The organism is Pseudomonas sp. P867 (genome assembly GCF_019891455.1).
Classification (GTDB): domain Bacteria; phylum Pseudomonadota; class Gammaproteobacteria; order Pseudomonadales; family Pseudomonadaceae; genus Aquipseudomonas; species Aquipseudomonas synxantha_A.
In genome coordinates this window covers 39793-63419 of record NZ_JAFLXB010000021.1, presented here as the reverse complement: position 1 = coordinate 63419, position 23627 = coordinate 39793, and the positions used below count along the sequence as shown (strand labels likewise).

Below are 23627 nucleotides of genomic sequence, written 5' to 3'. Positions count from 1 at the left end.
GCCCACTCGATAACTGTCCCATCATGCTGTGTGATCCCCCTCCGGCCAATGAAGAGATTTTGCCGGAGGCCAGTCAGGGGAGCTACTTTTTCAACAGAATCGGCCAATAGCTGCCTGTCGGAACCGGCTGAAATAGCCCCAGAGCGGTCATCTCCGCGTTCCAGTATTATCATGCCGATCTTCGGACTGTTTATTGGTAGGTTGATCCATGGCCAGAAGCGTTAGGCTTCAAAAAAAACTGCATACACGGCATCTGATGGAGACAGCTGAAGAGGTGGTACGTGATGACAGCCTTGTTGGAAAACTATGGGCGCTCAATCAAGGTGACAGATTTGAGTTGAATTCAGCTTCTCTCAGTTCTGCAGCCGTTCAAAAGTACCGCTTGGAATACGTGATAACGAGAGGCCCTGTTCCTGGGCACTGGCTGTACACAAAATTTGACCCCGAGGAACTTGTATTATTTTTTACGGCAAAAGACTTTGACGGCATTTGCCATGGCTGGACTCTGTTTGACGAGTGACAACCTCAGCTTTAGCTCTCTGAGAGGCAGCTCTGGGTCGATTGTAGCCGGTCGCAAAAGACCGGAACTGGCCGAAAGCAGTCACAATGTATTTCATAATTCTTTGGGCAATTCAGTGGCTTACCTTCATTCGACAGGATGCTCGGGAGTACAAAAACGGTTCCCAAACTCAAAACGCACCCCCTGCAGAATGCGGTCTGTAGCCTGACCGGTTGCCATGAGTAATGGAACGCCAACGGCTTTTAGGGCATTGGCCCGCTTGAATTTGCATAGCGGTCTTGAAAACCGGCGGACGTTAATAGCGTCTCCAGGGTTCGAATCCCTGGTTTCCCGCCAAGATTTACACAAAAGCCTCGCGATTGCGGGGCTTTTGCGTTTTCGGGTTTTGGATAGGCAGAAGCTCTAAAGCCTGATCGTTTCCGCATCATTTCTGGCGGTTTCCGCAACCTATTGCTTACCGCGGTCAGCGCGTAGGCTTCATACTCTCCTCGGAACGACGGTAAACCGCTACGTCGGTAGATCGTCGCTGCTTCAAACAGTTCGACAACGCAATTGCTCAATCAGTCATGCAGCCAGGGCGCACAGATCACGCCGAGCCGCTCCCACTTTACTGGTACTCCATCCATGCTGGATGCCTATTAAGCCGGGAGATTCTCTCTTTTCCTGGAGGCAAAAGGTTTCACTTCATTGACCCGGATGGTTATGAGTTGGCGGTCTGGAGTGCGCAGGCATAAACCTTTGCCAGTCCAGTCCCGAGCTGGGTTTTTTGCATCCAGCCCTCTCAGTGCTACAGTCCCGCCAAACTAAAAAGGGAATGACATGCGGATTTTGATAGTGGCCGCCGCGGTGGCGATGCTAGCGGGGTGTATGGCGCCAACGATGAACGAGGCTCGCCAAGAGGGACCATACAAAGTCTTGACCTCGAAGAAGTCCGACGCAGCGCTGGCTAAATGTGTTCATTACGAATGGCAAAACCAGCCCATCTTCGGGGGTACTCCTGGCGCAACGCTTCAGCCTGGACGCGATAATGGATATACGGTCTTTACAGAAGGCTCCCAATATTTCGTCGATATTCAGCCTCAAGGGGCCGGCTCGGAGGCCAAATATTATGTGGTGGTTGGCAACTGGATCGCCAACAAAAGACTGGCGGCACTGCAAAGCTGTCTTTAAACGATCCGCCATTTACTCAAGGCTCGTTTCGGCGGGCTTTTTTTCCAGAGAAAATCTCATGGCAGCACTCGCCATCAATTACCAGCCCATGACTACGATCATGCTCATGGGCACCTTGCCTATTCCAGTGCATCGGAAGGTATAGGCGCGTCATCCAAGGCTCTTTCGTCTTGTTCTGATCGAATAATCAAGATGTGTTTCGGTGCAATGATTCCTAGACACACAGTGTCGCCTTCAGCCTTGATCACTTTGATTTGGATTTCGTCGCCGATGTATAGGCGTTTATTGGGTGTTCTGGTGACAACTAGCAATGGGTATCCTTTCTGGTTAGCTCCTTGAATATATGGGATTAATTGCATGAAATCAGCGCTAAAGATGTAAGACCTTTCTTATTTTTCCAGCGAAAATCCTTATTTAATTTTTCTCTCACTAACCGGGAGGGGCTCGGCTTTTACCGTTCAATATCGGCATTCGATCATTGTGAATGGCGGCACGGTACCTCTATGATCAGCTCGCACTCACCAAAGAGGCGCTGAGCCTCGACCCCCTTTGAAGGATATGAGCGTGGACAAGTACTTCGATAATTCAGGTCTTTTCAAAAGCATTTCGTATCAAGCCAACGCCTCCCTAGATGTCAGCGTCGCTGGCTGGGAGCTGAAAAACACTGCGCTGAATACGAAGGAGTTTTTGATATGTCCAAAGAACTACTCGGAGTTTTTGCTCTAGGGTTGATGGTGATCGGGGAGTTTTGTGCAATCTACAGCGAGGTGGTAACCGCCAGGCTGGCCCACACCGGCAGCGGCTCCTGGGCGACCTTTGTGCTGCCTGTCGTGGTGATGTGTTTTGCCGGGCTTTGCCTGCTGGGCGCTTATTGGCTGGGGTACAAGGCGGTGGGTGATATCTGGATTGTCACCGTGGTCTCGGTCACGTCCTTGTTGCTGCTTGAGCCTGTAGTGGTTTGGTCGCTGTTTCATGAAGCGCCTGGGCGCGGCGCGTTGGTCGGGTTTTGCCTGGGCGCCTTGGGGATGCTTGCCACGATAGTGCTTTAGCGCATCCGGCCATCAAGTGCCGGGTCAGATCAGCGCCTGTAGTCCCATGCTTATCTGACCCGCACCGCTGCACTTTTTTCCATTTTGCTGATCTACCCCTGTCCCGGCCACTCGACTCCCGCACGTGGCCCACAGAATCAGACCCGGTGCCGATGGATCGAACGTCAACTGTTTTTACCTCTCTATGGCCGCTGTTGCTGGCTGCGCTGCTCGCGCTCTGCGCAGTGGGTTGCAGCCAGCAACAAGGCCGCGATATCGCCAGGCAATTCAGCGATGGCAAGCCCGATGAGTTCTTCCAGACCAGTGTCGATCGCATGGCCACCCTGGGGATGCGCGACAACCTGCAAAGCCTCTACCTGCTGATGAGCAAGCTTTACCTGCGCAATCCCAGCCAGTGGCGTCAGTCGGGCTATCCGGATGCGGTGAGCGCCGCCCGGGTCATTCGCCAGGCCATCGAAAACCGTCAACCCTTGCCCGCACTGGGAGACCGGCGTGATCTGGCCGCCCTGAGCTACTCCCTGAGCCCCGACTTTCGTGGCGACCGTGTCGGCGCGTTTATCTACGCGATTGGCAGTATGCTCGTGACCGCCCACGGCGGGCGTACGCAGTTTTATGTGACCGACTCGATCAACCCGCAGTTTGTCAGCAATGCGGCGCGCAATATCGAAAAGGCCACCTGGCTGCTCAGCCAGCGCCAGGATGCCAACGGTGTGTTGCTGTTGTTCTCCAATGAAATATCGGAGGAGGGCAGTAACCTCAGTTTTGCCGTTGAGTTTGGCAAGATCGTTGCGCGCCTGGACCTGCTTACCCAAATCCTCGATGAGCGTTACCGACGCATTGGCCTCAATTACGCGCAAAGTTTATTGCTGATGAACTTCCTGCCGGTGCAGTGAGGCGCATCTATCGAACAATCAGTGGGGTGTTTCCCTTTCTGCTGTAGGAAGGTGCCTATCTTGCCTCTCGCTGCTTGAAACGCTTGCCTGCGAGCAATAGCCTCGGATTTTTCTTAAACACGAGGCCCTCCCTTGGGTAAACGAAAAACGGTTTGGCCCACGGATCGCGAAATACGTTTGCGGTTTATCCTGTTCGCGGTCATCGACGCCGCGACTGCTCAGGGCGTCTCTGCCGAGTTGCTGTTGCCGGCGCACACGCTGCTGCGCAACTCACCCTCGCAAGCCCAGTTGCTTGATGCCCTGGACGAGATTCTGGCTACCGATGAAATGTACGGTTTCCGCTTTGCGCCGGGTTCCGATGCGGATGATCTGATGCGGGAATTGGCGGAGCCGGAGGGCTGAAACCTGCCCGGTACTGTTTTGCCAGCGCCATGGTTCGTCAATAAGGCGTGACCTGACGGGCGTGCCTGCCTTCCCATCACTGTTCGCGTGGTGGGCCTGGCCTGCCGCGTTCCGTAATTCCAAGGATCCGCCCCAATGCTGCTGCGCCAACCGCCCTTTCTTTTTGCCGCCTTGACTCTCAGCTCGCTGGTACAGGCCGAAGGCCTGCAACTGGCGCCAGTCGAAGTCACCACCACTGAAGCCAGTGCCGGCGAAATTGCCCAGGCACAGCTACAGCGCGTGCCCGGCGGCAGCAATTACATCGATATGAGTAGCGTGCAACAGGGGCGGGTGAGCAGTAACGAGGATGTGTTCAAGTACCAGGCCGGGGTGTACGCCAAGGCGGCGAATAACGAAGGCGTGAAGCTGTCCATTCGCGGTTCTGGCCTGAATCGCAGCCCGGGCGCCCATGCCTCCGGCCTGTATGAAATGTTCGACGGTCTGCCGCTCACGGGCCCGGGCGGTACACCTTATGAACTCAAGGACCCGTTGTGGCAAAGCCGCGTGGAAGTGCTGCGGGGCGCCAATGGCTTCGATCAGGGCGCGTTGGCCCTGGGTGGTTCGGTCAATTACGTGACCCACACCGGCTACGACGCGCCCAAGCTGCAAGTGCGCTATGAGGTCGGTAGTCGCGGCTATGCTCAGCGTGAGATCAGTTCCGGCCAAGTGTTGGGGGATGCCGATTACTACATCAGCCTCACCGATTCCGAGTCCGACGGCTACCAGCACCAAAGCGCGGGAACCGGCAAGGGCATCGCCGCCAACTTTGGCTACCGCTTCAACCCGGACCTGGAAACGCGCTTCTACCTGCGCTACCGCGAAACCACCAACGATTCCCCCGGCAAGCTCACGCGCTACCAGATCAGCCATGACCCGCGTGCCGCCAACAGCCTCAACGCCGCCCGCGATTCAAAACGCCTGCAACCGGGCTCTACCTGGATCGCCAACAAGACCACCTTGCAACTGGACGACAACGCCCGAGTGGAAGTCGGGCTGGCCTATCACGACTACCCGATGGATCTGCGCGAGGGCACCAACCGCCTCAAGGTCGCCTACACCGATATCAGCGGCACCCTGAACTACATCCGTCAGGACAGCCTGTTCGGCCATGCCAGCAAAACCACCGTCGGCCTGCGTACCACCCAGGCGATGCCCAATAACGGCGCGTCGGAATATGTCCGCATCCCTGCAGGCAACACCGCCATTTATTCCCCCGGCACCAAGACCCGCGATTACAGCTACCTGGGCTCCGACACCGTGCTGCATGTAGGCAATGAGCTGGAACTGCTGGAGGATCTGTGGCTCACCACCGGCCTTGCCGCGATCTACACCCGCCGCGAAACCCAGGTGACTTACCCCGATGGCCAGGCGCCGCTCAGTCAACATGACTGGGACTACGCACCGCGCATCGGTCTGCGTTACGACTTCACCCCGCAATTGCAGGTATACGCCAACCTGAGCCGCTCGGTAGAACCGCCGCACGCCTGGTCGATGATCTGGGGTTCCAACAAATACTTCGGTCCGGGCAGCGGCGCGGCTACGGGGCTACAGCGCGAAGGTGTGAAGTTACGCAATCAGACCGCCACCACCCTGGAAATCGGCGGGCGCGGCGAAGCGTGGCTCGGCCAGTGGGACCTGGCCCTCTACCGCTCTGAAGTACGCCACGAACTGCTTTCCGTGGAAACCCAGGCCCAGACTGCCAACAGCAGCGCGATCATCGCCGAATCCAACGCCAGCCCCACCATGCACCAGGGCGTGGAACTGAGCCTGCTCAGCCCGCTATGGGACGGCGGCCGCAACGGCAAGCTCGACCTGCGCCAGGCCTATACCTTCAGCGACTTCCACTACCGTGACGATGACCGTTTCGGCGACAACACCTTGCCCGGCATCCCCAAGCATTACTATCAGGCGCAGGTGCGCTACAGCCACCCGACGGGTTTCTACACCAGCCTCAACACCGAACATGCCTCGCGGGTAGCGGTGGACTACGCCAACTCTTACTACGCCGCGGCCTACACCACCCTCGGCGCCACGTTCGGCTATGACGCGCCCAAGCAAGACTGGCAAGCCTGGGTCGATCTGCGCAACCTGACCAACCGTCGCTATGCCAATACCGTTACGCCGGGGTACGACGACAAAGGCGTGGACGCAGCACGTTCTACCCCTGCCGATGGGCGGGGTATCTACACCGGCGTGTCGTGGAGCTGGCGTTAAATCAACCTTCGTGCTGGCGCAGGCGCTTGTACAGGGTGTTGCGGCTCACTCCCAACTCCCGCGCAAGGTGGGAAATATTGCCGCCCACGGCTTGCAGGCGTTGGTTGAGGTCAAGGTTTTCATCCAGGCGCTCGCAGGTGGGCAGCGGCGCCGTTTGCTTCAAATCGGTAAAAAAATCATCGGGCAGATGTTCTGCGCGGATCGGCTGCTCCTCGGCCATCGCCAGCGCCACCTGTAACACGCTGCTCACCTGACGCAAATTGCCCGGCCACGGATGTTGCTCGAATAAGCCCAACACCTCGGCACTCAGCCCGGCCCACTGGTTCGGCTCGCGATGTTGCTGCCACAGTTGCTGGAATAACGCTTGCTTGTCGGTGCGCTCGCGCAATGGCGGCAACTCCAGGGTCAGGCCACCGATGCGGTAGTACAAATCCTCGCGGAAGCGCCCGGCCTGCACCAGCTCGCGCAGTGCGCGGTTGGTCGCCGAGATGATGCGCAAATCCACCGGGAACACCTCACTGCTGCCCACCGGTTGCACACAGCGCTCCTGCAACACCCGCAACAGGCGGGCCTGGGTCGGCAAGGGCATATCACCGATCTCGTCGAGAAACAGCGTGCCCTTGTCCGCCTTGCGAATCAGGCCGATGCTGCCTTTCTGATTGGCGCCGGTGAAGGCGCCTTTTTCGTAGCCGAACAGTTCCGATTCCACCAGCTCAGCCGGAATCGCCGCACAGTTCACAGCGATCAATGCCTGTCGGCTGCGCGAGCTGGCCTGATGCAGGGCTTTGACGAACACCTCTTTGCCCACCCCAGTCTCGCCGTGAATCAGCAATGGAATGTCCTTTTCCAGCAGGCGTTCGGCCTGGCGCACCGCTTTCTCCATGCGTACATCGCCAAAATGCAGGGTCTTGAGGTTGATCGAGGTCGGCGCTGGCGGCGGTTGGCTGAACACCCGGGCCTGCACTGGCATCTGCCTGGGTCGCTTCAACAGGCACTGGAAGCGGTTGCGCCCAGCCGCCTGCAACGCAAAGGGCAACCCTTCGGGCTGGTTGAGCAACTCCAGCAGCGACACCTTGAACAGACTGTCGATCATCACCCGCGACAGGCTGATGCCCAGCAGGTTATCCGCACGCCGATTGGCTGATAGTACCTGGCCGCTTTCATCAAAGATCAGCAGGCCGGCCCACTGGCTGTCGAGGTTGCTCAAGCCGGTGTTGAAGGTCAGTTGGAAATGTTCGCCACGGAACAGGTTGAGGATCAGCCGGTTTTCCACGGTCTGACTCATCATCTTGACCATGCCCAGGGTATGGGAGGGCGGCAGGTAGCTGTCGCTGGACACATCCAGCACCGCGATGATTTCGCGCTGGGCGTCAAAGATAGGCGCCGCTGAACCGGTCATGAAACGGTTGGCCTTGAGGAAGTGTTCATCGTGCTCGATATGCACAGCCTGGGCGCAGGCCAGCGCGGTGCCGATGGCATTGGTTCCGCTGGCACGTTCCATCCAGCTGGCGCCGGGGCTGAAGCCACGGGCCAGCTTGGGTTCGATAAACCGCTGGGTGCCCCACGAGGTCAGGACCTGGCCCTGATTGTCAGCCAGCATGATCAGGCAGTTGGAGTTGCTGAGGATGTTTTCATAGTAGGGCAGTACTTCCTGGTGCGTGGTCTGCACCAGTGAATGCTGGCTTTCCAGGAGTTGACTGATGCCTTCGGCGGGCAGTTGATCAAAGCTTGGCGTGCTCTGGTGGTCCAGGCCGAAGGCGCGGCAACGTCGCCAGGATTCCTGGATAAGGGTGTCGTGTGCCAGTGGTTCGGCCATGGTGCGACCTTCATTTTTATTGTTATTGTTATTGGATGTGCACATTCAACCATTGAAATGGGTTCAAGTGTGGGAGGGGCGGTGCGACGATTCGACTTGCTCCCGATAGCGGTATGTCAGTGAAAAGATGCTGACTGATACACCGCTATCGGGAGCAAGCCCCCTCCCACATTTTTATCTTGTGTTGGTCATGAGAGTGTTGTTCAGAACTGTTCATTGTCAACCCCGAAAGTGTTCAGTTGTTCAGCCACTTTGTTCACTCCTGAACATCACCATTAACCCATTCCCTTACGCATCAAGCGCTTGCAGTTTTGGCACGAAACTCGCTCTGACACCTGGCCAGATTCATTCCAATAATAAAAAGGTCGTGTCATGTCATTGACCCTGGAACATGTCTCCCGCGTTGTCGACGGCCAAACCTGGATCGACGACGCCAACCTGCGTTTTGAAGCCGGCTCTTTCAACGTCTTGCTCGGTCGCACCCTGTCCGGCAAAACCAGTCTGATGCGCCTGATGGCCGGTCTGGACAAGCCCGACAGCGGCCGCATCCTGATGAACGGCGTAGACGTTACGCAAAAGCCGGTACGCCTGCGCAATGTGTCGATGGTCTACCAGCAGTTCATCAACTATCCCACCATGACCGTATTCGAGAACATCGCCTCGCCGTTGCGCCAGGCCGGTGTGTCCAACGAGCTGATCCAGAGCAAGGTGCTGGAAACCGCCAGGATGCTGCGCATCGAGAAGTTCCTGCAACGCCACCCGCTGGAACTGTCCGGTGGCCAGCAGCAGCGCACCGCCATGGCCCGCGCCCTGGTCAAAGACGCCGAACTGATTCTGTTCGATGAGCCCCTGGTGAACCTGGACTACAAACTGCGCGAAGAGCTGCGTCAGGAAATGCGCGAACTGTTCAAGGCGCGCCACACCATCGCCATTTACGCCACCACCGAACCCAACGAGGCTCTGGCCCTGGGTGGCACCACCACCATTCTTCACGAAGGCCGGGTGATCCAAAGCGGCAGGGCCGCCGAGGTCTATCACCAGCCGCAAACCGTGCTGGCCGCTGAGCTGTTCTCCGAACCGCCGATCAATCTGATGCCAGGGCGCATCAGCGGCAACGAAGTGAGCTTCGCCAATTTCGTGCATTTCCCACTCAACGTCGACCTGCGCCCCATCGGCGAGGGCGAGTTCCGTTTCGGCGTGCGTCCCAGCCATATCAGCCTGGTACCGAGCAATGACGATGACCTGGAGTTGGCGGTGACCGTGGAAGTCGCCGAGATCAGCGGCTCGGAAACCTTCCTGCATGTGCGCAGCGAGCACTTCCTGCTGGTGCTGCACCTGCCGGGGGTGCATGAGTACGATGTGGACGCGCCGATCCGCGTGTATATCCCCACCCATAAACTGTTTGTGTTCGATGGCCAGGGCCGTTTGGTCCAGGCCCCCGGGCGCCGTGTTGCGAGGGTTGCCTGATGGCCGAGATCCATTTGCGTAACCTGGCCCATAGCTATAGCCCCACGCCAAAAGGGCCTGACGACTACGCCATTCGGGAAATGAACCATGTGTGGGAGCAGGGCGGTGCCTACGCGTTGCTCGGGCCGTCGGGCTGCGGCAAGTCCACGTTGCTCAATATCATCTCCGGCCTGCTCAGCCCCTCTGAAGGCCAGGTGCTGTTCGATACCCAGGTGGTCAACGACCTCACTCCGGAGAAACGCAATATCGCCCAGGTATTCCAGTTCCCGGTGGTGTACGACACCATGACGGTGTTCGACAACCTGGCCTTCCCGCTGCGAAACCAGGGCATGGCCGAGGCGAAAATCCACAGCAAGGTGCAGGAAATTGCCGAAGTGCTGGACCTGCAAACCCTGCTGAGCAAAAAAGCCCGCAACCTCACCGCCGACGAAAAGCAGAAAGTCTCCATGGGCCGTGGTCTGGTGCGCGATGACGTGTCGGCGATCCTGTTCGACGAGCCGCTGACGGTGATCGACCCGCACCTGAAATGGAAACTGCGGCGCAAGCTCAAGCAGATCCATGAGCAGTTCAATATCACCATGGTCTACGTCACCCACGACCAACTGGAAGCCTCCACCTTCGCCGACAAGATCGCGGTGATGTACGGCGGGCAGATCGTGCAGTTCGGCACACCGCGTGAGTTGTTCGAGCGGCCGAGCCACACCTTTGTCGGCTATTTCATCGGCAGCCCTGGGATGAATCTGATCGAAGTGCAGGCCAAGCCTGGCGGCGTAGGCTTTGCCAACACACTGCTGCCGTTGTCCGACGCGTTGCAGCAACGTATCCATGCGACCGACTGCAAAAAACTCCAGGTTGGCATCCGCCCGGAATTTATCCATGTATGGGATGACCACAACCCTGACGCCCTGCAAGCCGACGTCACGCATGTGGAGGACTTGGGCACCTACAAGATCATGACCCTCAACCTCGACGGCGCCACGCTCAAAGTGCGCCTGGCCGAAGACAAACCGGTGCCGGAGGGCAGGGCGTCCATCAGCTTCCCCGCGCAATGGCTGATGCTTTATGCCGACGATTACCTGCTGGAGGTGGCGCCATGAACAAGGTGCAGAACAACAAGGCCTGGTGGCTGGTGTTGCCGGTGTTCCTGCTGGTGGCGTTCAGTGCGGTGATCCCGATGATGACCGTGGTCAATTACTCGGTGCAGGATATTTTCGACCAGTCCAGCCGCTACTTCGTCGGGGCCGATTGGTACAAGCAGGTGCTGCTCGATCCGCGCCTGCACGACTCGTTGCTGCGCCAGTTCATCTACTCGGCCTGCGTGCTGCTGATTGAAATCCCGCTGGGCATCGCCATCGCCTTGACCATGCCGACCAAAGGACGCTTGTCATCACTGGTGCTGATTATCCTCGCCATTCCGCTGCTGATTCCATGGAACGTGGTCGGCACCATCTGGCAGATCTTTGGCCGTGCCGACATCGGCCTGCTGGGTTCGACCCTCAACGCCATGGGCATCAGCTACAACTATGCGGCCAACACCATGGACGCCTGGGTCACCGTGCTGGTGATGGATGTGTGGCACTGGACCTCGTTGGTGGCGCTGCTGTGCTACTCGGGTTTAAGGGCCATTCCGGATGTCTACTACCAGGCCGCGCGGATTGATCGTGCATCGGCCTGGGCAGTGTTCCGACATATCCAGTTGCCGAAGATGAAAAGCGTGCTGTTGATCGCGGTGATGCTGCGCTTCATGGATAGTTTCATGATCTACACCGAGCCTTTCGTACTCACGGGGGGCGGGCCGGGGAACGCCACCACCTTCTTGAGTCAGACGCTCACCCAGATGGCCGTAGGCCAATTCGACCTGGGCCCGGCAGCGGCGTTTTCGCTGGTGTATTTCCTGATCATCCTGTTGGTGTCCTGGCTGTTCTATACCGCCATGACACATTCCGACGCCAACCGCTGAGGCCGCCAACATGAGCAAGCGCAAGCTTATTCCGTTACTGATTTATATCCTGTTCCTGCTGGTGCCGATCTACTGGCTGTTGAACATGTCGTTCAAGAGCAACACCGAAATCCTCGGCGGCCTGACCCTGTTTCCCCAGGATCTCACCCTGGCCAACTACAAAGTGATCTTCACCGACCCGAGCTGGTACACCGGCTATCTCAACTCGCTGTACTACGTGAGCCTGAACACGGTGATCTCTCTGAGCGTGGCGCTGCCGGCAGCCTATGCGTTCTCGCGTTACCGCTTCCTGGGTGACAAGCACCTATTCTTCTGGCTGCTGACCAACCGCATGGCGCCGCCGGCGGTGTTTCTGCTGCCGTTTTTCCAGCTGTATTCCTCCATCGGCCTGTTCGATACGCACATCGCCGTGGCCCTGGCTCACTGCCTGTTCAACGTGCCGTTGGCGGTGTGGATCCTTGAAGGCTTCATGTCCGGCGTGCCCAAGGAAATCGACGAAACCGCCTACATCGATGGCTATAGTTTTCCCAAGTTCTTCGTGAAGATCTTTATTCCGTTGATCGGCTCCGGCATCGGCGTCACGGCGTTTTTCTGCTTTATGTTTTCCTGGGTCGAACTGCTGCTGGCGCGCACGCTGACTTCGGTCAACGCCAAGCCCATCGCGGCGGTAATGACCCGCACGGTCTCTGCGTCGGGTATTGATTGGGGCGTACTGGCGGCAGCGGGGGTATTGACTATCCTCCCGGGCATGTTGGTGATCTGGTTTGTTCGCAACCACGTGGCCAAGGGCTTTGCCCTGGGCCGGGTCTAGAGGAATCGATGATGGAATGGATGGCCTGGACCACCCCCACTGCGCTGTTCTTTGGCGGCATCGCCCTGATTCTGGCGGGTATGACCACTTGGGAACTGCGTTCGCCGAGCATTCCTCGGCGCGGTTTTCTACCGATCAGCACCACCCGTGGTGATCGCTTGTTTATCGGTCTTCTCGGCAGCGCCTACCTGCATTTGCTGGTCATCGGCGTTACCGACTGGAGCATCTGGGTGGCGTCCGCGCTCTCCCTGTTATGGCTGTTGAGTGTGATGCGTTGGGGCTAATGCCCTTATGAATAAACAACCAGGAGGTCTCTATGTTGAATAAAAACAATAAGCTGCGACATAGCATTTCATTGGCCGCCGTACTGGCCCTCAGCGGTTTGAGCGCTTCGGCCTGGGCCGATGCGTATGAAGATGCCGCGAAAAAATGGATCGGCAGCGAGTTCAAGCCCTCGACCCTCACCGAAGCCCAACAGCTTGAGGAGTTGAAGTGGTTTATCAAGGCGTCGGAGCCCTTCCGTGGGATGAAGATCAACGTGGTGTCGGAAACCCTCACCACCCACGAGTATGAATCCAAGGTACTGGCCAAGGCGTTCAGTGAAATTACCGGGATCAAGCTGACCCACGACCTGCTGCAGGAAGGCGACGTGGTGGAGAAGCTGCAAACCCAGATGCAGTCCGACAAGAATATCTATGACGGCTGGGTCAATGACTCGGACCTGATCGGTACGCACTTTCGCTACGGCAAGACCGAGTCCATCACCGACCTGATGGCCAACGAAGGCAAGGACTTCACCTCGCCAACCCTGGACCTCAAGGACTTTATCGGCCTGTCCTTCACCACCGCGCCGGACGGCAAGATCTATCAGCTGCCCGACCAGCAGTTCGCCAACCTCTACTGGTTCCGCGCCGACTGGTTCGAACGCCCGGAGCTGAAAGCCAAGTTCAAGGAAAAATACGGCTACGACCTCGGCGTACCGGTGAACTGGTCGGCCTATGAAGACATCGCCAAATTCTTCAGCGAAGACGTCAAGGAAATCGACGGCAAGCGCATCTACGGGCACATGGACTACGGCAAGAAAGACCCGTCCCTGGGCTGGCGCTTTACCGATGCGTGGTTCTCCATGGCCGGCGGCGGTGACAAGGGCTTGCCCAACGGCTTGCCGGTGGACGAGTGGGGCATTCGTGTGGAGGACTGCCACCCGGTGGGTTCCAGCGTGACCCGCGGCGGCGACACCAACGGCCCGGCGGCGGTGTTCGCCACACAAAAATATGTGGATTGGATGAAAGCCTACGCGCCGCCGGAAGCGGCGGGCATGACCTTCTCCGAATCCGGCCCGGTGCCGTCCCAGGGCAACATTGCCCAGCAGATCTTCTGGTACACCGCGTTTACCGCCGACATGGTCAAGCCGGGCTTGCCGGTGGTGAATGCCGACGGTACGCCGAAATGGCGCATGGCGCCGTCGCCGGTCGGGCCGTACTGGGAAAAGGGCATGAAGAAGGGCTATCAGGACGTAGGCTCCTGGACCTTCCTCAAGTCCACGCCTGAGAAACAGAAACTCGCGGCCTGGCTCTACGCGCAGTTCGTCACCTCCAAAACCGTGTCGCTGAAGAAGACTATCGTTGGCCTGACGCCGATTCGGGAGTCTGATATCAACTCCCAAGCCATGACCGACATGGCGCCCAAGCTCGGTGGCCTGGTGGAGTTCTACCGCAGCCCGGCGCGCACCGAGTGGTCGCCAACCGGCACCAACGTGCCGGACTACCCACGCCTGGCGCAATTGTGGTGGAGCAACATCGCCGCCGCCGCCAGCGGCGAGAAAACCCCGCAACAGGCGCTGGACAATCTGGCCAAGGAGCAGGACGCGATCATGACGCGCCTGGAACGCTCCAAGGTGCAACCGGTGTGCGGCCCGAAAATGAACCCCGAGCGTGACGCGCAATACTGGTTCGACCAGCCGGGCGCGCCGAAGCCGAAACTGGCAAACGAGAAGCCCAAGGGTGAAACCGTGAACTACAACGATCTGCTTAAACAGTGGGAGGCGGCGCGCAAGTAACAGCGCTGAGTGAGTACGACGCAACGGCACGTTTACGTGCCGTTTTGTTTGAAGCTTGAAGTGCGACACCCTGCATTTCATCCGGTGGTTCGAGACAGCCTGCCAGGTTACGACTAAACTGCTGAGCATTCATACAGGAGGTTATCTGATGGGTGTTCCACTTTCCCCAATTGTTTCCGAGTTTGAAACCGAAGAGCAGGCGAGTAGTCATGATCTCTGGTTTCGTAAAAAAGTCGAAAAAAGCTTGGCCAACCCCGGCCCCGGTGTACCTCATGACGAGGTCATGGCACGAGTTGAGGCGATTATTCTGCAAGCAGAGCTTGAGCAGCGGGCCAAGGCTTGATGTTGGCCGTTGTTTGGCTTGACGAAGCCATCGGCGACCTGATTGATATCGTGACTTTTATCGCAGCAGAAAACCCCGGCGCTGCACGACGCATCAAGACCCGCCTGGAAGGCGCGCCTCTACCATTGGCTGAGCACCCCTATCTGTATCCGTGCGGCCGGGTCCCAGGTACTCGTGAGGTGGTTGTACATCCCAATTATGTGCTGGTGTATAGCGTGACTGCTGAGCGGATCGAAATAGTCAACGTATTGCACGCCCGGCAAGAATATCCCTGAGCCTCCCGCCTTCGTATTTCATCAGCGAGCGCCTTTACTGCGACCGCTTATCCCCCCCTTCATAACCTCATTTGAATTTTCCACACGCCCCGACGCTCTGCATTCTAGAAGCGCGTGAAGTTGAGCGCTCTTGCGGGGCCACCTTGTGGGAGGCCCGTTGTAACGGACTTTGCGGAAACTGCCATCATGACACTCCTTACAGCGCTGTCGGGCCAGCCGGCCTCTCTCACCGACTCGGCCCAGGGCCGCCATCAACGGGTGTATCGACAGCTGTACGGCGAAACGCCAGACGCCGCCGAACTGGCGCATGACTACCTGCAGGATCAATTGGCCCAGGTAGAGGAAACCGACTGCGACTTGCCTGAGTCGCCCGAACACCTGGCGGCCTGGGTCGAACAGCGCTGCGCCGTCGTGGCCCAGGCCTATGCCGACTACCTTGAGCAGCGCCAGCAAGGCCGGCCACGGCGTTATTTTCACAACAAAGCCCACGCGTTGTATGTCCTGCAACGTGTGGCACCGACCAAACAGGTGGATGGCGCCTGGCTCTACGGCCTACTGCACTATTGGCAAGACCAGCGCTTCGACGGCTTGCTCACTACCTATCTGGAGGAATTGGGCGACGGTGAAGCCGCGCAGAATCACGTGGTGATCTATCGCAAGTTGCTCAGCGACCACGATGCCGACAGCGAAGCCGGCCTTGAGGATGAGCACTACCTGCAAGGTGCGCTGCAACTGGCCCTGGGCCTGTGCGCCGACCAATTCCTGCCGGAAGTCATCGGCTACAACCTGGGCTACGAACAGTTGCCGCTGCACCTGCTGATCACCGCTTACGAACTCAGCGAACTGGGCATCGACCCCTATTACTTCACCCTCCACGTGACCATCGATAACGCCAGCAGCGGCCACGCCAGCAAGGCCGCGCAATCGGTGTTGGGCCTGCTGCCGCTGGGCGAGGGCAGGGCCGCGTTCTACCGCCGCGTCGCCGCTGGGTATCGCCTCAACGATCTTGGCCCGGGTACCACGGCTGTCATCCAGCAGTTCAACCTGCACGACGAAGTGGTCGCGATGCTTGAGCGCAAACGCACTTTCGGCCAGCACATGCACTCGGACTACTGCCGCTTCGAAGGCCAGACCGTCAACCAATGGCTGGCCAAGCCGGGGCAGATCGGCGATTTCCTCACCGCCTTGCAGTACAAGGGCTGGATCAAGCGCAACCAGGACCCCGCCGACAGCCGTTTCTGGCAGTTGATCGAGGGGGCCGGCGCGGCGATGTTCGGGGTATTCAGCGCGGCGGAAAAACAGCTGCTGCATGACTGGATCGCCGGTGACTGGGCCAGCGGCCAGCGCGTGCCGCCGGTTCGACCGGGGCGCGGCAGTCGGCTTGCCCGCGAGCAGCAATGCCCGGCGGACCCCGACACCCAGGCCCTGGCCGATTCACTGTGGAACCTGCCCGACGAGCAACAGCTCAGTGCGCTGATCCCATGGATGTCAGCGCGGCGCCACAGCAGTCCCGCAGGCTTGTACGCCACCCGCCGCTTTATCCAACTGCGTGCGCGTTTGCGCTAAGGAATGTGCCTATGTCTGCCCAACAACTCGCTGATCGTGCCTTGCTGAACCTGGGCCGGGGGTTGAAGGAAAGCGGTTACCGCTTCATTACGCCGACGCCCTTGACCCATGAGCGCGTCTACCGGCGTTTGGCGACGCCGCTGGCGATGACGCTGCGCGACGTATTCGGCTGGTCGATGCCGTTCGACCACGACCTGTTGCCCGAGGCGTTTCGCGAAGAGTTGCAGCAAGCCGATGTGATCGAAAAGCACGATGCCTTATGGCGCAGCACGGTGCGTTGGTCGAGCCTCGACGATCTGCTGTTCGCCCATTCGCCGTATCCCACGGTACAAGCGGATGCGGTGTTCTTCGGCCCCGACAGCTACCGTTTTGCCCAGGTGATCGAAGCCCATTTGCAGCAGCGTTTCGAACCGCTCAAGCGTGCGGTGGACATTGGCTGTGGCGCCGGTGTGGGTGCCTTGGTGGTTGCCCGGGCCAGGCATGACGCCCAGGTGCTGGCGGTGGACATCAACCCGCGTGCCCTGCGCCTGACCGCCGTGAACGCCGAGCTGGCCGGGTTGAATAATGTCAGCGTGTACCACAGTGACGTGCTGGCCAGCGTCGAAGGGCAGTTCGACCTGATCGTCGCCAACCCGCCGTACATGAATGATGACCGCCAGCGTGCCTATCGCCATGGTGGCGGGGCGTTGGGGGAGCAGTTGTCGGTGCGCATCGTCAGCGAGTCCCTCGCACGCCTGGCTCTGGGCGGCAGCCTGTTGCTGTATACCGGAGTGGCGATGGTGGCGGGTGGCGATCCTTTCCTTGACGCGGTCAAGCCGTTGCTGGGCAGTGATGCCTACGGCTGGACCTACCGCGAACTGGATCCTGATGTCTTCGGCGAGGAGCTGGAAAAACCTGGCTATGAACGTGTGGAGCGCATCGCGGTGGTTGCGCTCACCGTCACCCGACTGCGTTGACCCCCGATGCTCACTTTCGGCATCGAAGAGGAATACTTCATCACCGATCTGCACACTCGCCGGATGCTCGGCGAGCTTTCGGCAGCGGTGCTGGCGGCCTGTCGCGAGGCGATCGGCGCGGGCTTTGCGTATGAAATGTTCCAGGGCCAGATCGAGGTTGCGTCACCGGTATTCAGTGCCAGCGCTGAAGCCGCGGATTACCTGGCGACAGTGCGCCGCAATCTGGCGCAGCGCCTGGGTGAATTTGACCTCGGCGTGGTGTGTGCCGGCAGCCATCCGTTGGCCGACTGGCGCGAACAGCAGCCTACTGACCAAGCCCATTTCCAGCAGTTGTTCGACGAGATTCAATACGTAGCGCGGCGCAGCGTGTTGTGCGGGCTGCATGTGCACGTGCAGGTGCCGCACACCCATGACCGCATCGCCGTGATGAACCAGGTGTCACCGTGGCTGCCGCTGCTGTTGCTGCTCAGTTGCTCTTCGCCATTGTGGGATGGCGCGCCCAGCGGCTTTATGAGCTACCGCCAGGCCGCTTGTGATGAATGGCCGCGCATGGGCGTGCCGGAACATTTCGCCGATTGGAACGAATACCTGCGCTACCTCGCGTTGCTGCATCGGATGGGTGCAATCAAGGCCGATGGCAACGGCTGGTGGGGCATCCGCCCGGCGGCGCGTTACCCAACCCTCGAACTGCGCATGACCGACGCCTGCCCGCGGTTGGCGGATGCCCTGGCCCTGGCCACGCTGTTTCGCGTCATGGTCACCCATGCCTGCGGCCTTGAGCGACCCGGCGCCGGGTTCTGTGCGCAAACGCGCTGGCTGCTCAAGGAAAATCGCTGGCAGGCCAAACGCTACGGCGCGGGCGGTCACTTTGCGTTGGACGACACAGGCGCCATGGGCAGCGCCGAACAGTGGTTGCACCGCGCGCGCCAGACGTTCGGTGCCACCGCAGAGGCCATGGGCGAGCCGCGGCTGTTCGATACGCTGCAAGCGCTGCTGCGGCGCGGCAACAGTGCCACCGAACAGTTACGTTGGTACGCCCAGGCCCGCGCCGACGGTGCCGATGAGGTGGGCAGCCTGGGCAGCGTGGTCGACCATCTGCTCGCTCAGAGTCGCGGCGACCATTGATGGGCTGCGCACAGGCGCCTTTTGATGTGTCAGGCCATGGCTTGCGGCTGAATACGCAACTCGCCGTCCACATCCTTGACCAAGCCACTGGCCACGAACAACGGCGCCAGGCGCTTGTGCAACTGCGGCTCGACAAACTCCTTGACCGTGTCCAGCACCAGCACGCTACTGAGCGGCAACTCGGCCTTGGTGTACGACAGCCATGCCTTTTTCAACGCCATCAACACATCGCTGCCCGCCGTCGAAGCGAAACGGCGATGCACCGGCTTGGCGTCGAAGGCGAAGGTGTGCTGGAACTCATAGCCGCTTTCGTCACCGCCACTGGCAGCGCAACGCACGCACGTGCAGGGGCCATCGCCGAAGGCGCTGCGCAGGTAGGCGTTGAAGTCCACCACGGGCTTGAGTGACAGGCGCTTATCGACCTCGAACAGGTCCCCGGTCATTTTTTCGTCAGTGTTCAACGTCCATTTCCTCGCAGTCGGTTGCTGTGTTTCAAAGCGCGGCACAATACCAGCCGAGCGTGGGTTTGGGGATTATTTGCGTCGTGGGAGGGTCAGCGGAAGAACTCACCGGGGGTGGAATCGAACTGCTGACGAAATGCATTGATAAACGCTGAGGTCGATTCATAGCCACACCCCAATGCCACATCCGTCACCCGCTCGCCTTGTTCCAGGGCGGGCAGGGCGCTCAACAGGCGCAGGCGCTGGCGCCACGCGCGGAACGTCAGCCCAGTGTCCTTGAGGAACAAGCGGCTGAGGGTCTTTTCGCTGACGCCCAGCCTGGGGCTCCAATCCCCCAGGGTGGTCTGCTGCTCGGGGTGCAGGTTCAAGCTGCGGTAAATCTGCCGCAGCCGCGGGTCATGGGGTAGCGGCAACATCAAATCCACCTGGGGGGCGGCTGCAAGTTGGTCGAGCAGCACCTGGGCCAGGCGCCCATCCGGCCCATCTTCAGCATATTCCACCGGCACCTGGCTGAAATTACGGATCAACTCGCGCAACAAACTGCTCACTTCCAGCACCTGACACCGTTCGGCCGCCCAGGCGGTGACGCTGCAATCGAGGTACAAGCTGCGCATTTCGGTATGGGGCGAACTGAACACCCGATGGGGCATGCCTGCCGGAATCCAGACGGCGCGCTGCGGGGGCGCGACGAAACGGCCGACGCTGGTGTGGATCTCCAGCACCCCGGAAATCGCGTAGGACAACTGCACCCACGGGTGGCTGTGCCGTCTTGTCAGCGCCCGATTGGGCAAGGACTCGGTACGCCCATACACCGGCCGTGGCAGGCTGGAAAGCCCGGGCACACTGCGCCGCACGGTTTTTTCATGTCCTTTTGGCGGCATTTACTGGCTCATTGGCGTTAGTCGGTAAAGGATCGTTACGTTAGAGTCGCCGGGACGCTCTTGGCAACCCCTGGAAGATTTGCTTATGACCCGCCCGCGCTTTCTGCCCGACAACTTCACCCTGACCCTGATCGCCACAGTGATCCTTGCCTCCCTGCTGCCGGCCAGCGGCCAGACCGCCGTGGCCTTCGGCTGGGTGACCAACCTGGCCATCGCGCTGCTGTTTTTCCTGCACGGCGCCAAGCTGTCGCGCCAGGCCATCGTCGCCGGCGCCGGCCACTGGCGCCTGCATCTGTTGGTGTTCAGCCTGACCTTTGTGCTGTTCCCGTTGCTGGGCCTGGCGCTCAAGCCGGTGCTGTCGCCGCTGATCGGCACTGAGCTGTACATGGGCATGCTCTATCTGTGCGCGTTGCCGGCCACTGTGCAATCAGCGATTGCCTTCACGTCCCTGGCCCGCGGCAATATCCCGGCGGCGATTTGCAGTGCGGCGGCTTCCAGCCTGTTCGGTATCTTCCTGACCCCGCTGCTGGTGGCGCTGCTGCTGAACGTACACGGCGATGGCGGCTCCACCGTCGACGCGATCCTGAAGATCAGCGTGCAGTTGCTGCTGCCATTCATTGCCGGGCAAATCGCCCGCCGCTGGATCGGCGACTGGGTCGGGCGCAACAAATCCTGGCTGAAATTTGTCGACCAGGGCTCGATCCTGCTGGTGGTCTATGGCGCATTCAGCGAAGCGGTCAATGAGGGCATCTGGCACCAGATCCCTCTGTGGCAACTGGGCGGTCTGGTAGTTGCCTGCTGCGTATTGCTCGCGTTGGTGCTGGTAGCGTCCACGTTGTTGGGCAAGGCATTCGGTTTCAGCCAGGAAGACCGCATCACCATCCTGTTCTGCGGCTCGAAGAAAAGCCTGGCCACCGGCGTCCCTATGGCCCAGGTGCTGTTCGCCGGGGCGAGCATGGGCGTGCTGATTTTACCGTTGATGCTGTTTCACCAGATCCAGCTGATGGTGTGCGCGGCGCTGGCTCAGCGTTATGCCCAGCGCCCGGAAACCATCCCCGAGTTGATGGGGCAGGTGGATCCGTGATGCACCTCTCATTCCCAGACAAATAAGCTCAAGTTAACCGCTGCGCCGACGACTAACTTCTTACTAACCCAAGAAGGAGTCTCGGCATGAACGTTCGTCGATTTGCGGTAGTGACAGGCCTTCTTTGCCTATGGGCAAGCACCTGCGGCGCGGCGCAGACGGTGGGGCAGGGCACCATCAGGTTCACTGGCGCCATCGTCGAGCCGGGGTGTGCGACAAATGCGCGCAGCGGGTCGGTGATGGAACTGCGCGGCTGTGCCAGAGTGAGTCGCGGTAGCCGCTTCGAGGTGCGCAATGTGGCGCCGGTGGCCAGCGTCAACGCGGCCCACGTGCGGCTGGTGGCAGACAGCGGCGAGGGGCGCTATTACGACCAGCGCTATCTGCTGGTAGACGCCGCCGGCAAGCCCATTCAGTCCGGCAACTACATCATTACCATGACGTCGCCATAAGCCATCGGGCGACGATCCGCATCAACAGCCGTGCGAGAAACCTATAGAATGCTCGGCGGCGGCGCTTGTCCTGGGTGGCCGCTTGATCATCGCCAGAGTACCCCGCCCGTCAATGAGCCTTTCAGCCGCAACCCCCCAAGCCAATTGGCAACCGGTCATCGCCCTCGCGCTGGCCGCGTTTGTGTTCAATACCACCGAATTCGTGCCTGTCGGGTTGCTCAGCGCCATTGGCGCCAGCTTCGACATGCCCGTGGCCAGCGTCGGTCTGATGCTCACCATCTATGCGTGGATCGTGTCCCTGACCTCGCTGCCGGTGATGCTGCTGACCCGCAACGTCGAACGGCGCAAGCTGCTGATCGTACTGTTCGGTCTGTTTATCGCCAGCCATATTCTCTCTAGCGTGGCCACCAGCTTCGGTTTGCTGATGGTCAGTCGTGTCGGCATTGCCTTGGCCCACGCGCTGTTCTGGTCGATCACCGCCTCGCTGGCCGTAAGATTGGCGCCGGAGGGCAAGCAGGTGCAGGCCCTTGGTTTGTTGGCCACGGGCACGTCCCTGGCGATGGTGCTCGGCATTCCCTTGGGACGCCTGCTTGGTGAGGCCATGGGCTGGCGTACCACGTTTCTGGTGATCGCCGCGTTCGCCGCCGCCCTGGTGTTCTGGCTGGCGCGCACCTTGCCGCTGTTGCCGAGCCAGAACTCCGGCTCCCTGCGTAGCCTGCCGCTGCTGTTCAAGCGCCCGGCACTGGTGGCGCTCTATGTGCTGACCGCGATGACCGTCACCGCGCAATTTACCGCTTACAGCTACATCGAACCCTTCGTCGAAGGCGTCGCCGGGCTGGGTGGCAGTGCGGTGACGTTGATTCTCTTGGTGTTTGGTGGTGCCGGCATTATCGGCTCGTTGTTGTTCAGCCTGGTGCACCGCTTCAACCCGCACCTGTTCGTGATCGGCGCAGTGTTCATCCTCGCCGCGTGCCTGGCGCTGATGCTGCCGTTGAGCGGTGCTGAATCCTACCTGGTGGTGTTGAGCATTTTCTGGGGCATGGCGATCATGGGCTTTGGCCTGGCCATGCAGTCCAAAGTGCTGGTGCTTGCACCGGATGCCACCGACGTGGCCATGGCGATGTTCTCCGGTATCTACAACATCGGCATCGGCGGTGGCGCGTTGATGGGCAGTTGGGTCGGCAGCCACTTCGGCTTCGCCTGGATCGGCGCGGCGGGCGGGTTGCTGGCGGCGCTGGCGTTGGTGGGATATTGCCTGGCGATTCGGCGGTTTGGGACGGGTGTGGTGACGCAATAGTGGGATTCAAGTGTAGCCAGGCATTCCTCATGTAGTGAGGCACCTAGAGGGCAGTGAAGTAAGCGCGGTGCATACAAATACCACAGGGGATTTATCAATAGATAAAATCCCCTGTGGTTGTTTTTGGGGTAAGGACCACTTTGCTTGGTGGATCAATATTCGTCTCTATCTCTTGGTTCGTCGTCGTCTTGAGCTTCCCAATCGTCAATGACTTGCTCGATGCGGCTTAGGGAATCGTAAGTTAGGGTGCTAGCTTCCCCATCTTTTTCAAAGCGGTAAGCTTCTGATTGGTCGACTAATTTGTCGCCTTCATAACGCCCTCCTGTTAGATCTTTATGTATGTCATATCCTTTATAGTTTTTTACAAATGCCATGTCAGTACTCCTTGTATAAGGCTTGGTTGAAGTGAACGGCTATTCAGTTATAAATCTTCAATAGGTAGTGAAGTATTGAAGTGATTTAAAGGTAGAGGGAGTAAGTGTGGTTGGGTACTGTCATAATTGACAGTTTTTTAGATGGTTTAGCTATATTAGGGTTATTCATACACAGGCGACTATACGGCTGCAAAGGGGCCGAGCCGGGATTAGAGTCCGGCGCGGTCTCTCGGCGGAACATAATGCTTCACCCCGCCGGCATCCACCGAGGCCATCGAAGTATTCAGTATCCATTGCAGTCCCGATTCCCGGCTGGCTTCGATGATTGACGGGCGTGTGCCATCGCCCATGGATGCTGCGATTTGCGGGCCGCGGTCCACCACGATTACCCGAATATCGGCCAGCTGACGTCGATG

24 protein-coding genes and 2 pseudogenes are annotated in these 23627 nt (G+C 59.3%); 21 read left to right on the top strand and 5 right to left on the bottom strand.

The window, feature by feature from the left end:
- Window positions 1–208: 208 nt before the first annotated feature.
- The 7 genes and pseudogenes from J1G33_RS26705 to J1G33_RS26675 all read left to right on the top strand — a co-directional run bounded on the left by J1G33_RS26705 (window position 209) and on the right by J1G33_RS26675 (window position 6287).
- Entirely contained in the window at window positions 209–520 is a 312-nt protein-coding gene (locus J1G33_RS26705) for a hypothetical protein (RefSeq protein ID WP_223019101.1), read from the top strand.
- 626 nt (window positions 521–1146) lie between these two features.
- Window positions 1147–1254 (top strand): annotated as a pseudogene (locus tag J1G33_RS28015) (VOC family protein); the annotation flags it as partial.
- 145 nt (window positions 1255–1399) lie between these two features.
- The gene (locus tag J1G33_RS26700) at window positions 1400–1690 is read left to right on the top strand and encodes a hypothetical protein (RefSeq protein WP_236648079.1); all 291 of its coding nucleotides are present in this window, start codon (window positions 1400–1402) and stop codon (window positions 1688–1690) included.
- A 731-nt stretch (window positions 1691–2421) separates the two neighbouring features.
- Window positions 2422–2739 carry a hypothetical protein gene (locus J1G33_RS26690; protein WP_032880721.1) on the top strand — a complete coding sequence of 106 codons (318 nt, stop codon included), beginning with the start codon at window positions 2422–2424 and terminating at the stop codon, window positions 2737–2739.
- Window positions 2740–2891: 152 nt separating this feature from the next.
- Window positions 2892–3632, top strand: a complete 741-nt coding sequence (locus J1G33_RS26685; protein WP_005789034.1) for a hypothetical protein — start codon at window positions 2892–2894, stop codon at window positions 3630–3632.
- A gap of 132 nt (window positions 3633–3764) precedes the next feature.
- Window positions 3765–4034, top strand: a complete 270-nt coding sequence (locus J1G33_RS26680) for a hypothetical protein (protein ID WP_148853868.1) — start codon at window positions 3765–3767, stop codon at window positions 4032–4034.
- A gap of 135 nt (window positions 4035–4169) precedes the next feature.
- Window positions 4170–6287, top strand: a complete 2118-nt coding sequence (locus J1G33_RS26675; RefSeq protein ID WP_223019099.1) for a TonB-dependent receptor — start codon at window positions 4170–4172, stop codon at window positions 6285–6287.
- Window position 6288: 1 nt separating this feature from the next.
- Here the strand turns inward: J1G33_RS26675 and J1G33_RS26670 are convergent, their stop codons facing one another.
- The gene (locus tag J1G33_RS26670; protein ID WP_005789029.1) at window positions 6289–8103 is read right to left on the bottom strand and encodes a sigma-54-dependent Fis family transcriptional regulator; all 1815 of its coding nucleotides are present in this window, start codon (window positions 8101–8103) and stop codon (window positions 6289–6291) included.
- A gap of 372 nt (window positions 8104–8475) precedes the next feature.
- Here J1G33_RS26670 and J1G33_RS26665 point away from each other — a divergent pair, with 372 nt between their 5' ends.
- The 11 genes from J1G33_RS26665 (at window position 8476) to J1G33_RS26615 (ending at window position 18665) form a co-directional block, all read left to right on the top strand.
- Entirely contained in the window at window positions 8476–9570 is a 1095-nt protein-coding gene (locus tag J1G33_RS26665) for an ABC transporter ATP-binding protein (protein WP_032880725.1), read from the top strand.
- Entirely contained in the window at window positions 9570–10667 is a 1098-nt protein-coding gene (locus J1G33_RS26660; RefSeq protein ID WP_148853871.1) for an ABC transporter ATP-binding protein, read from the top strand. The genes J1G33_RS26665 and J1G33_RS26660 overlap by 1 nt, the downstream gene beginning before the upstream one ends.
- Window positions 10664–11530, top strand: coding sequence for a sugar ABC transporter permease (locus tag J1G33_RS26655; protein WP_223019098.1), 867 nt, complete (start codon window positions 10664–10666; stop codon window positions 11528–11530). Before J1G33_RS26660 ends, J1G33_RS26655 begins: the two co-directional genes overlap by 4 nt.
- 10 nt (window positions 11531–11540) lie before the next feature.
- A complete protein-coding gene (locus tag J1G33_RS26650) occupies window positions 11541–12341 on the top strand; it encodes a carbohydrate ABC transporter permease (RefSeq protein WP_223019097.1) in 801 nt (266 codons plus the stop codon).
- 11 nt (window positions 12342–12352) lie between these two features.
- Complete coding sequence (locus tag J1G33_RS26645) at window positions 12353–12625, top strand: DUF2160 domain-containing protein (protein WP_122734058.1); 273 nt, start codon at window positions 12353–12355, stop codon at window positions 12623–12625.
- Between the two features lie 32 nt (window positions 12626–12657).
- The gene (locus tag J1G33_RS26640; RefSeq protein ID WP_003192009.1) at window positions 12658–14400 is read left to right on the top strand and encodes an ABC transporter substrate-binding protein; all 1743 of its coding nucleotides are present in this window, start codon (window positions 12658–12660) and stop codon (window positions 14398–14400) included.
- Window positions 14401–14548: 148 nt separating this feature from the next.
- Window positions 14549–14743 (top strand): hypothetical protein, encoded by a 195-nt coding sequence (locus J1G33_RS26635; RefSeq protein ID WP_032880727.1) that lies wholly within the window; start codon window positions 14549–14551, stop codon window positions 14741–14743.
- Window positions 14743–15018, top strand: a complete 276-nt coding sequence (locus J1G33_RS26630) for a type II toxin-antitoxin system RelE/ParE family toxin (protein WP_223019096.1) — start codon at window positions 14743–14745, stop codon at window positions 15016–15018. The genes J1G33_RS26635 and J1G33_RS26630 overlap by 1 nt, the downstream gene beginning before the upstream one ends.
- 186 nt (window positions 15019–15204) lie before the next feature.
- A complete protein-coding gene (locus J1G33_RS26625; RefSeq protein WP_223019095.1) occupies window positions 15205–16584 on the top strand; it encodes an iron-containing redox enzyme family protein in 1380 nt (459 codons plus the stop codon).
- A gap of 11 nt (window positions 16585–16595) precedes the next feature.
- Window positions 16596–17540, top strand: coding sequence for a class I SAM-dependent methyltransferase (locus J1G33_RS26620; RefSeq protein WP_223019094.1), 945 nt, complete (start codon window positions 16596–16598; stop codon window positions 17538–17540).
- Between the two features lie 6 nt (window positions 17541–17546).
- Window positions 17547–18665: a carboxylate-amine ligase gene (locus tag J1G33_RS26615; protein WP_223019093.1), complete on the top strand. Its 1119-nt coding sequence runs from the start codon at window positions 17547–17549 to the stop codon at window positions 18663–18665.
- A 29-nt stretch (window positions 18666–18694) separates the two neighbouring features.
- On the opposite strand, the gene J1G33_RS26610 is transcribed toward J1G33_RS26615, so the two are convergent.
- Both J1G33_RS26610 and J1G33_RS26605 read right to left on the bottom strand, forming a co-directional pair.
- On the bottom strand, window positions 18695–19126 hold the full coding sequence (locus J1G33_RS26610; RefSeq protein WP_223019092.1) for a hypothetical protein: 432 nt from the start codon (window positions 19124–19126) through the stop codon (window positions 18695–18697).
- A 92-nt stretch (window positions 19127–19218) separates the two neighbouring features.
- Complete coding sequence (locus J1G33_RS26605) at window positions 19219–20007, bottom strand: helix-turn-helix transcriptional regulator (protein ID WP_032880733.1); 789 nt, start codon at window positions 20005–20007, stop codon at window positions 19219–19221.
- 85 nt (window positions 20008–20092) lie between these two features.
- Here J1G33_RS26605 and J1G33_RS26600 point away from each other — a divergent pair, with 85 nt between their 5' ends.
- From J1G33_RS26600 to J1G33_RS26590, 3 genes are all read left to right on the top strand, one after another.
- Window positions 20093–21091: a bile acid:sodium symporter family protein gene (locus J1G33_RS26600; protein ID WP_148853876.1), complete on the top strand. Its 999-nt coding sequence runs from the start codon at window positions 20093–20095 to the stop codon at window positions 21089–21091.
- Between the two features lie 86 nt (window positions 21092–21177).
- Complete coding sequence (locus J1G33_RS26595; protein WP_032880735.1) at window positions 21178–21540, top strand: type 1 fimbrial protein; 363 nt, start codon at window positions 21178–21180, stop codon at window positions 21538–21540.
- 112 nt (window positions 21541–21652) lie between these two features.
- The gene (locus tag J1G33_RS26590) at window positions 21653–22837 is read left to right on the top strand and encodes a sugar transporter (RefSeq protein WP_032880736.1); all 1185 of its coding nucleotides are present in this window, start codon (window positions 21653–21655) and stop codon (window positions 22835–22837) included.
- A 152-nt stretch (window positions 22838–22989) separates the two neighbouring features.
- Here J1G33_RS26590 and J1G33_RS26585 read toward each other — a convergent pair whose 3' ends face one another.
- Window positions 22990–23211 (bottom strand): hypothetical protein, encoded by a 222-nt coding sequence (locus J1G33_RS26585; protein WP_032880737.1) that lies wholly within the window; start codon window positions 23209–23211, stop codon window positions 22990–22992.
- 248 nt (window positions 23212–23459) lie between these two features.
- Window positions 23460–23612 (bottom strand): annotated as a pseudogene (locus J1G33_RS28010) (NAD(P)/FAD-dependent oxidoreductase); the annotation flags it as partial.
- Window positions 23613–23627 lie beyond the last annotated feature (15 nt).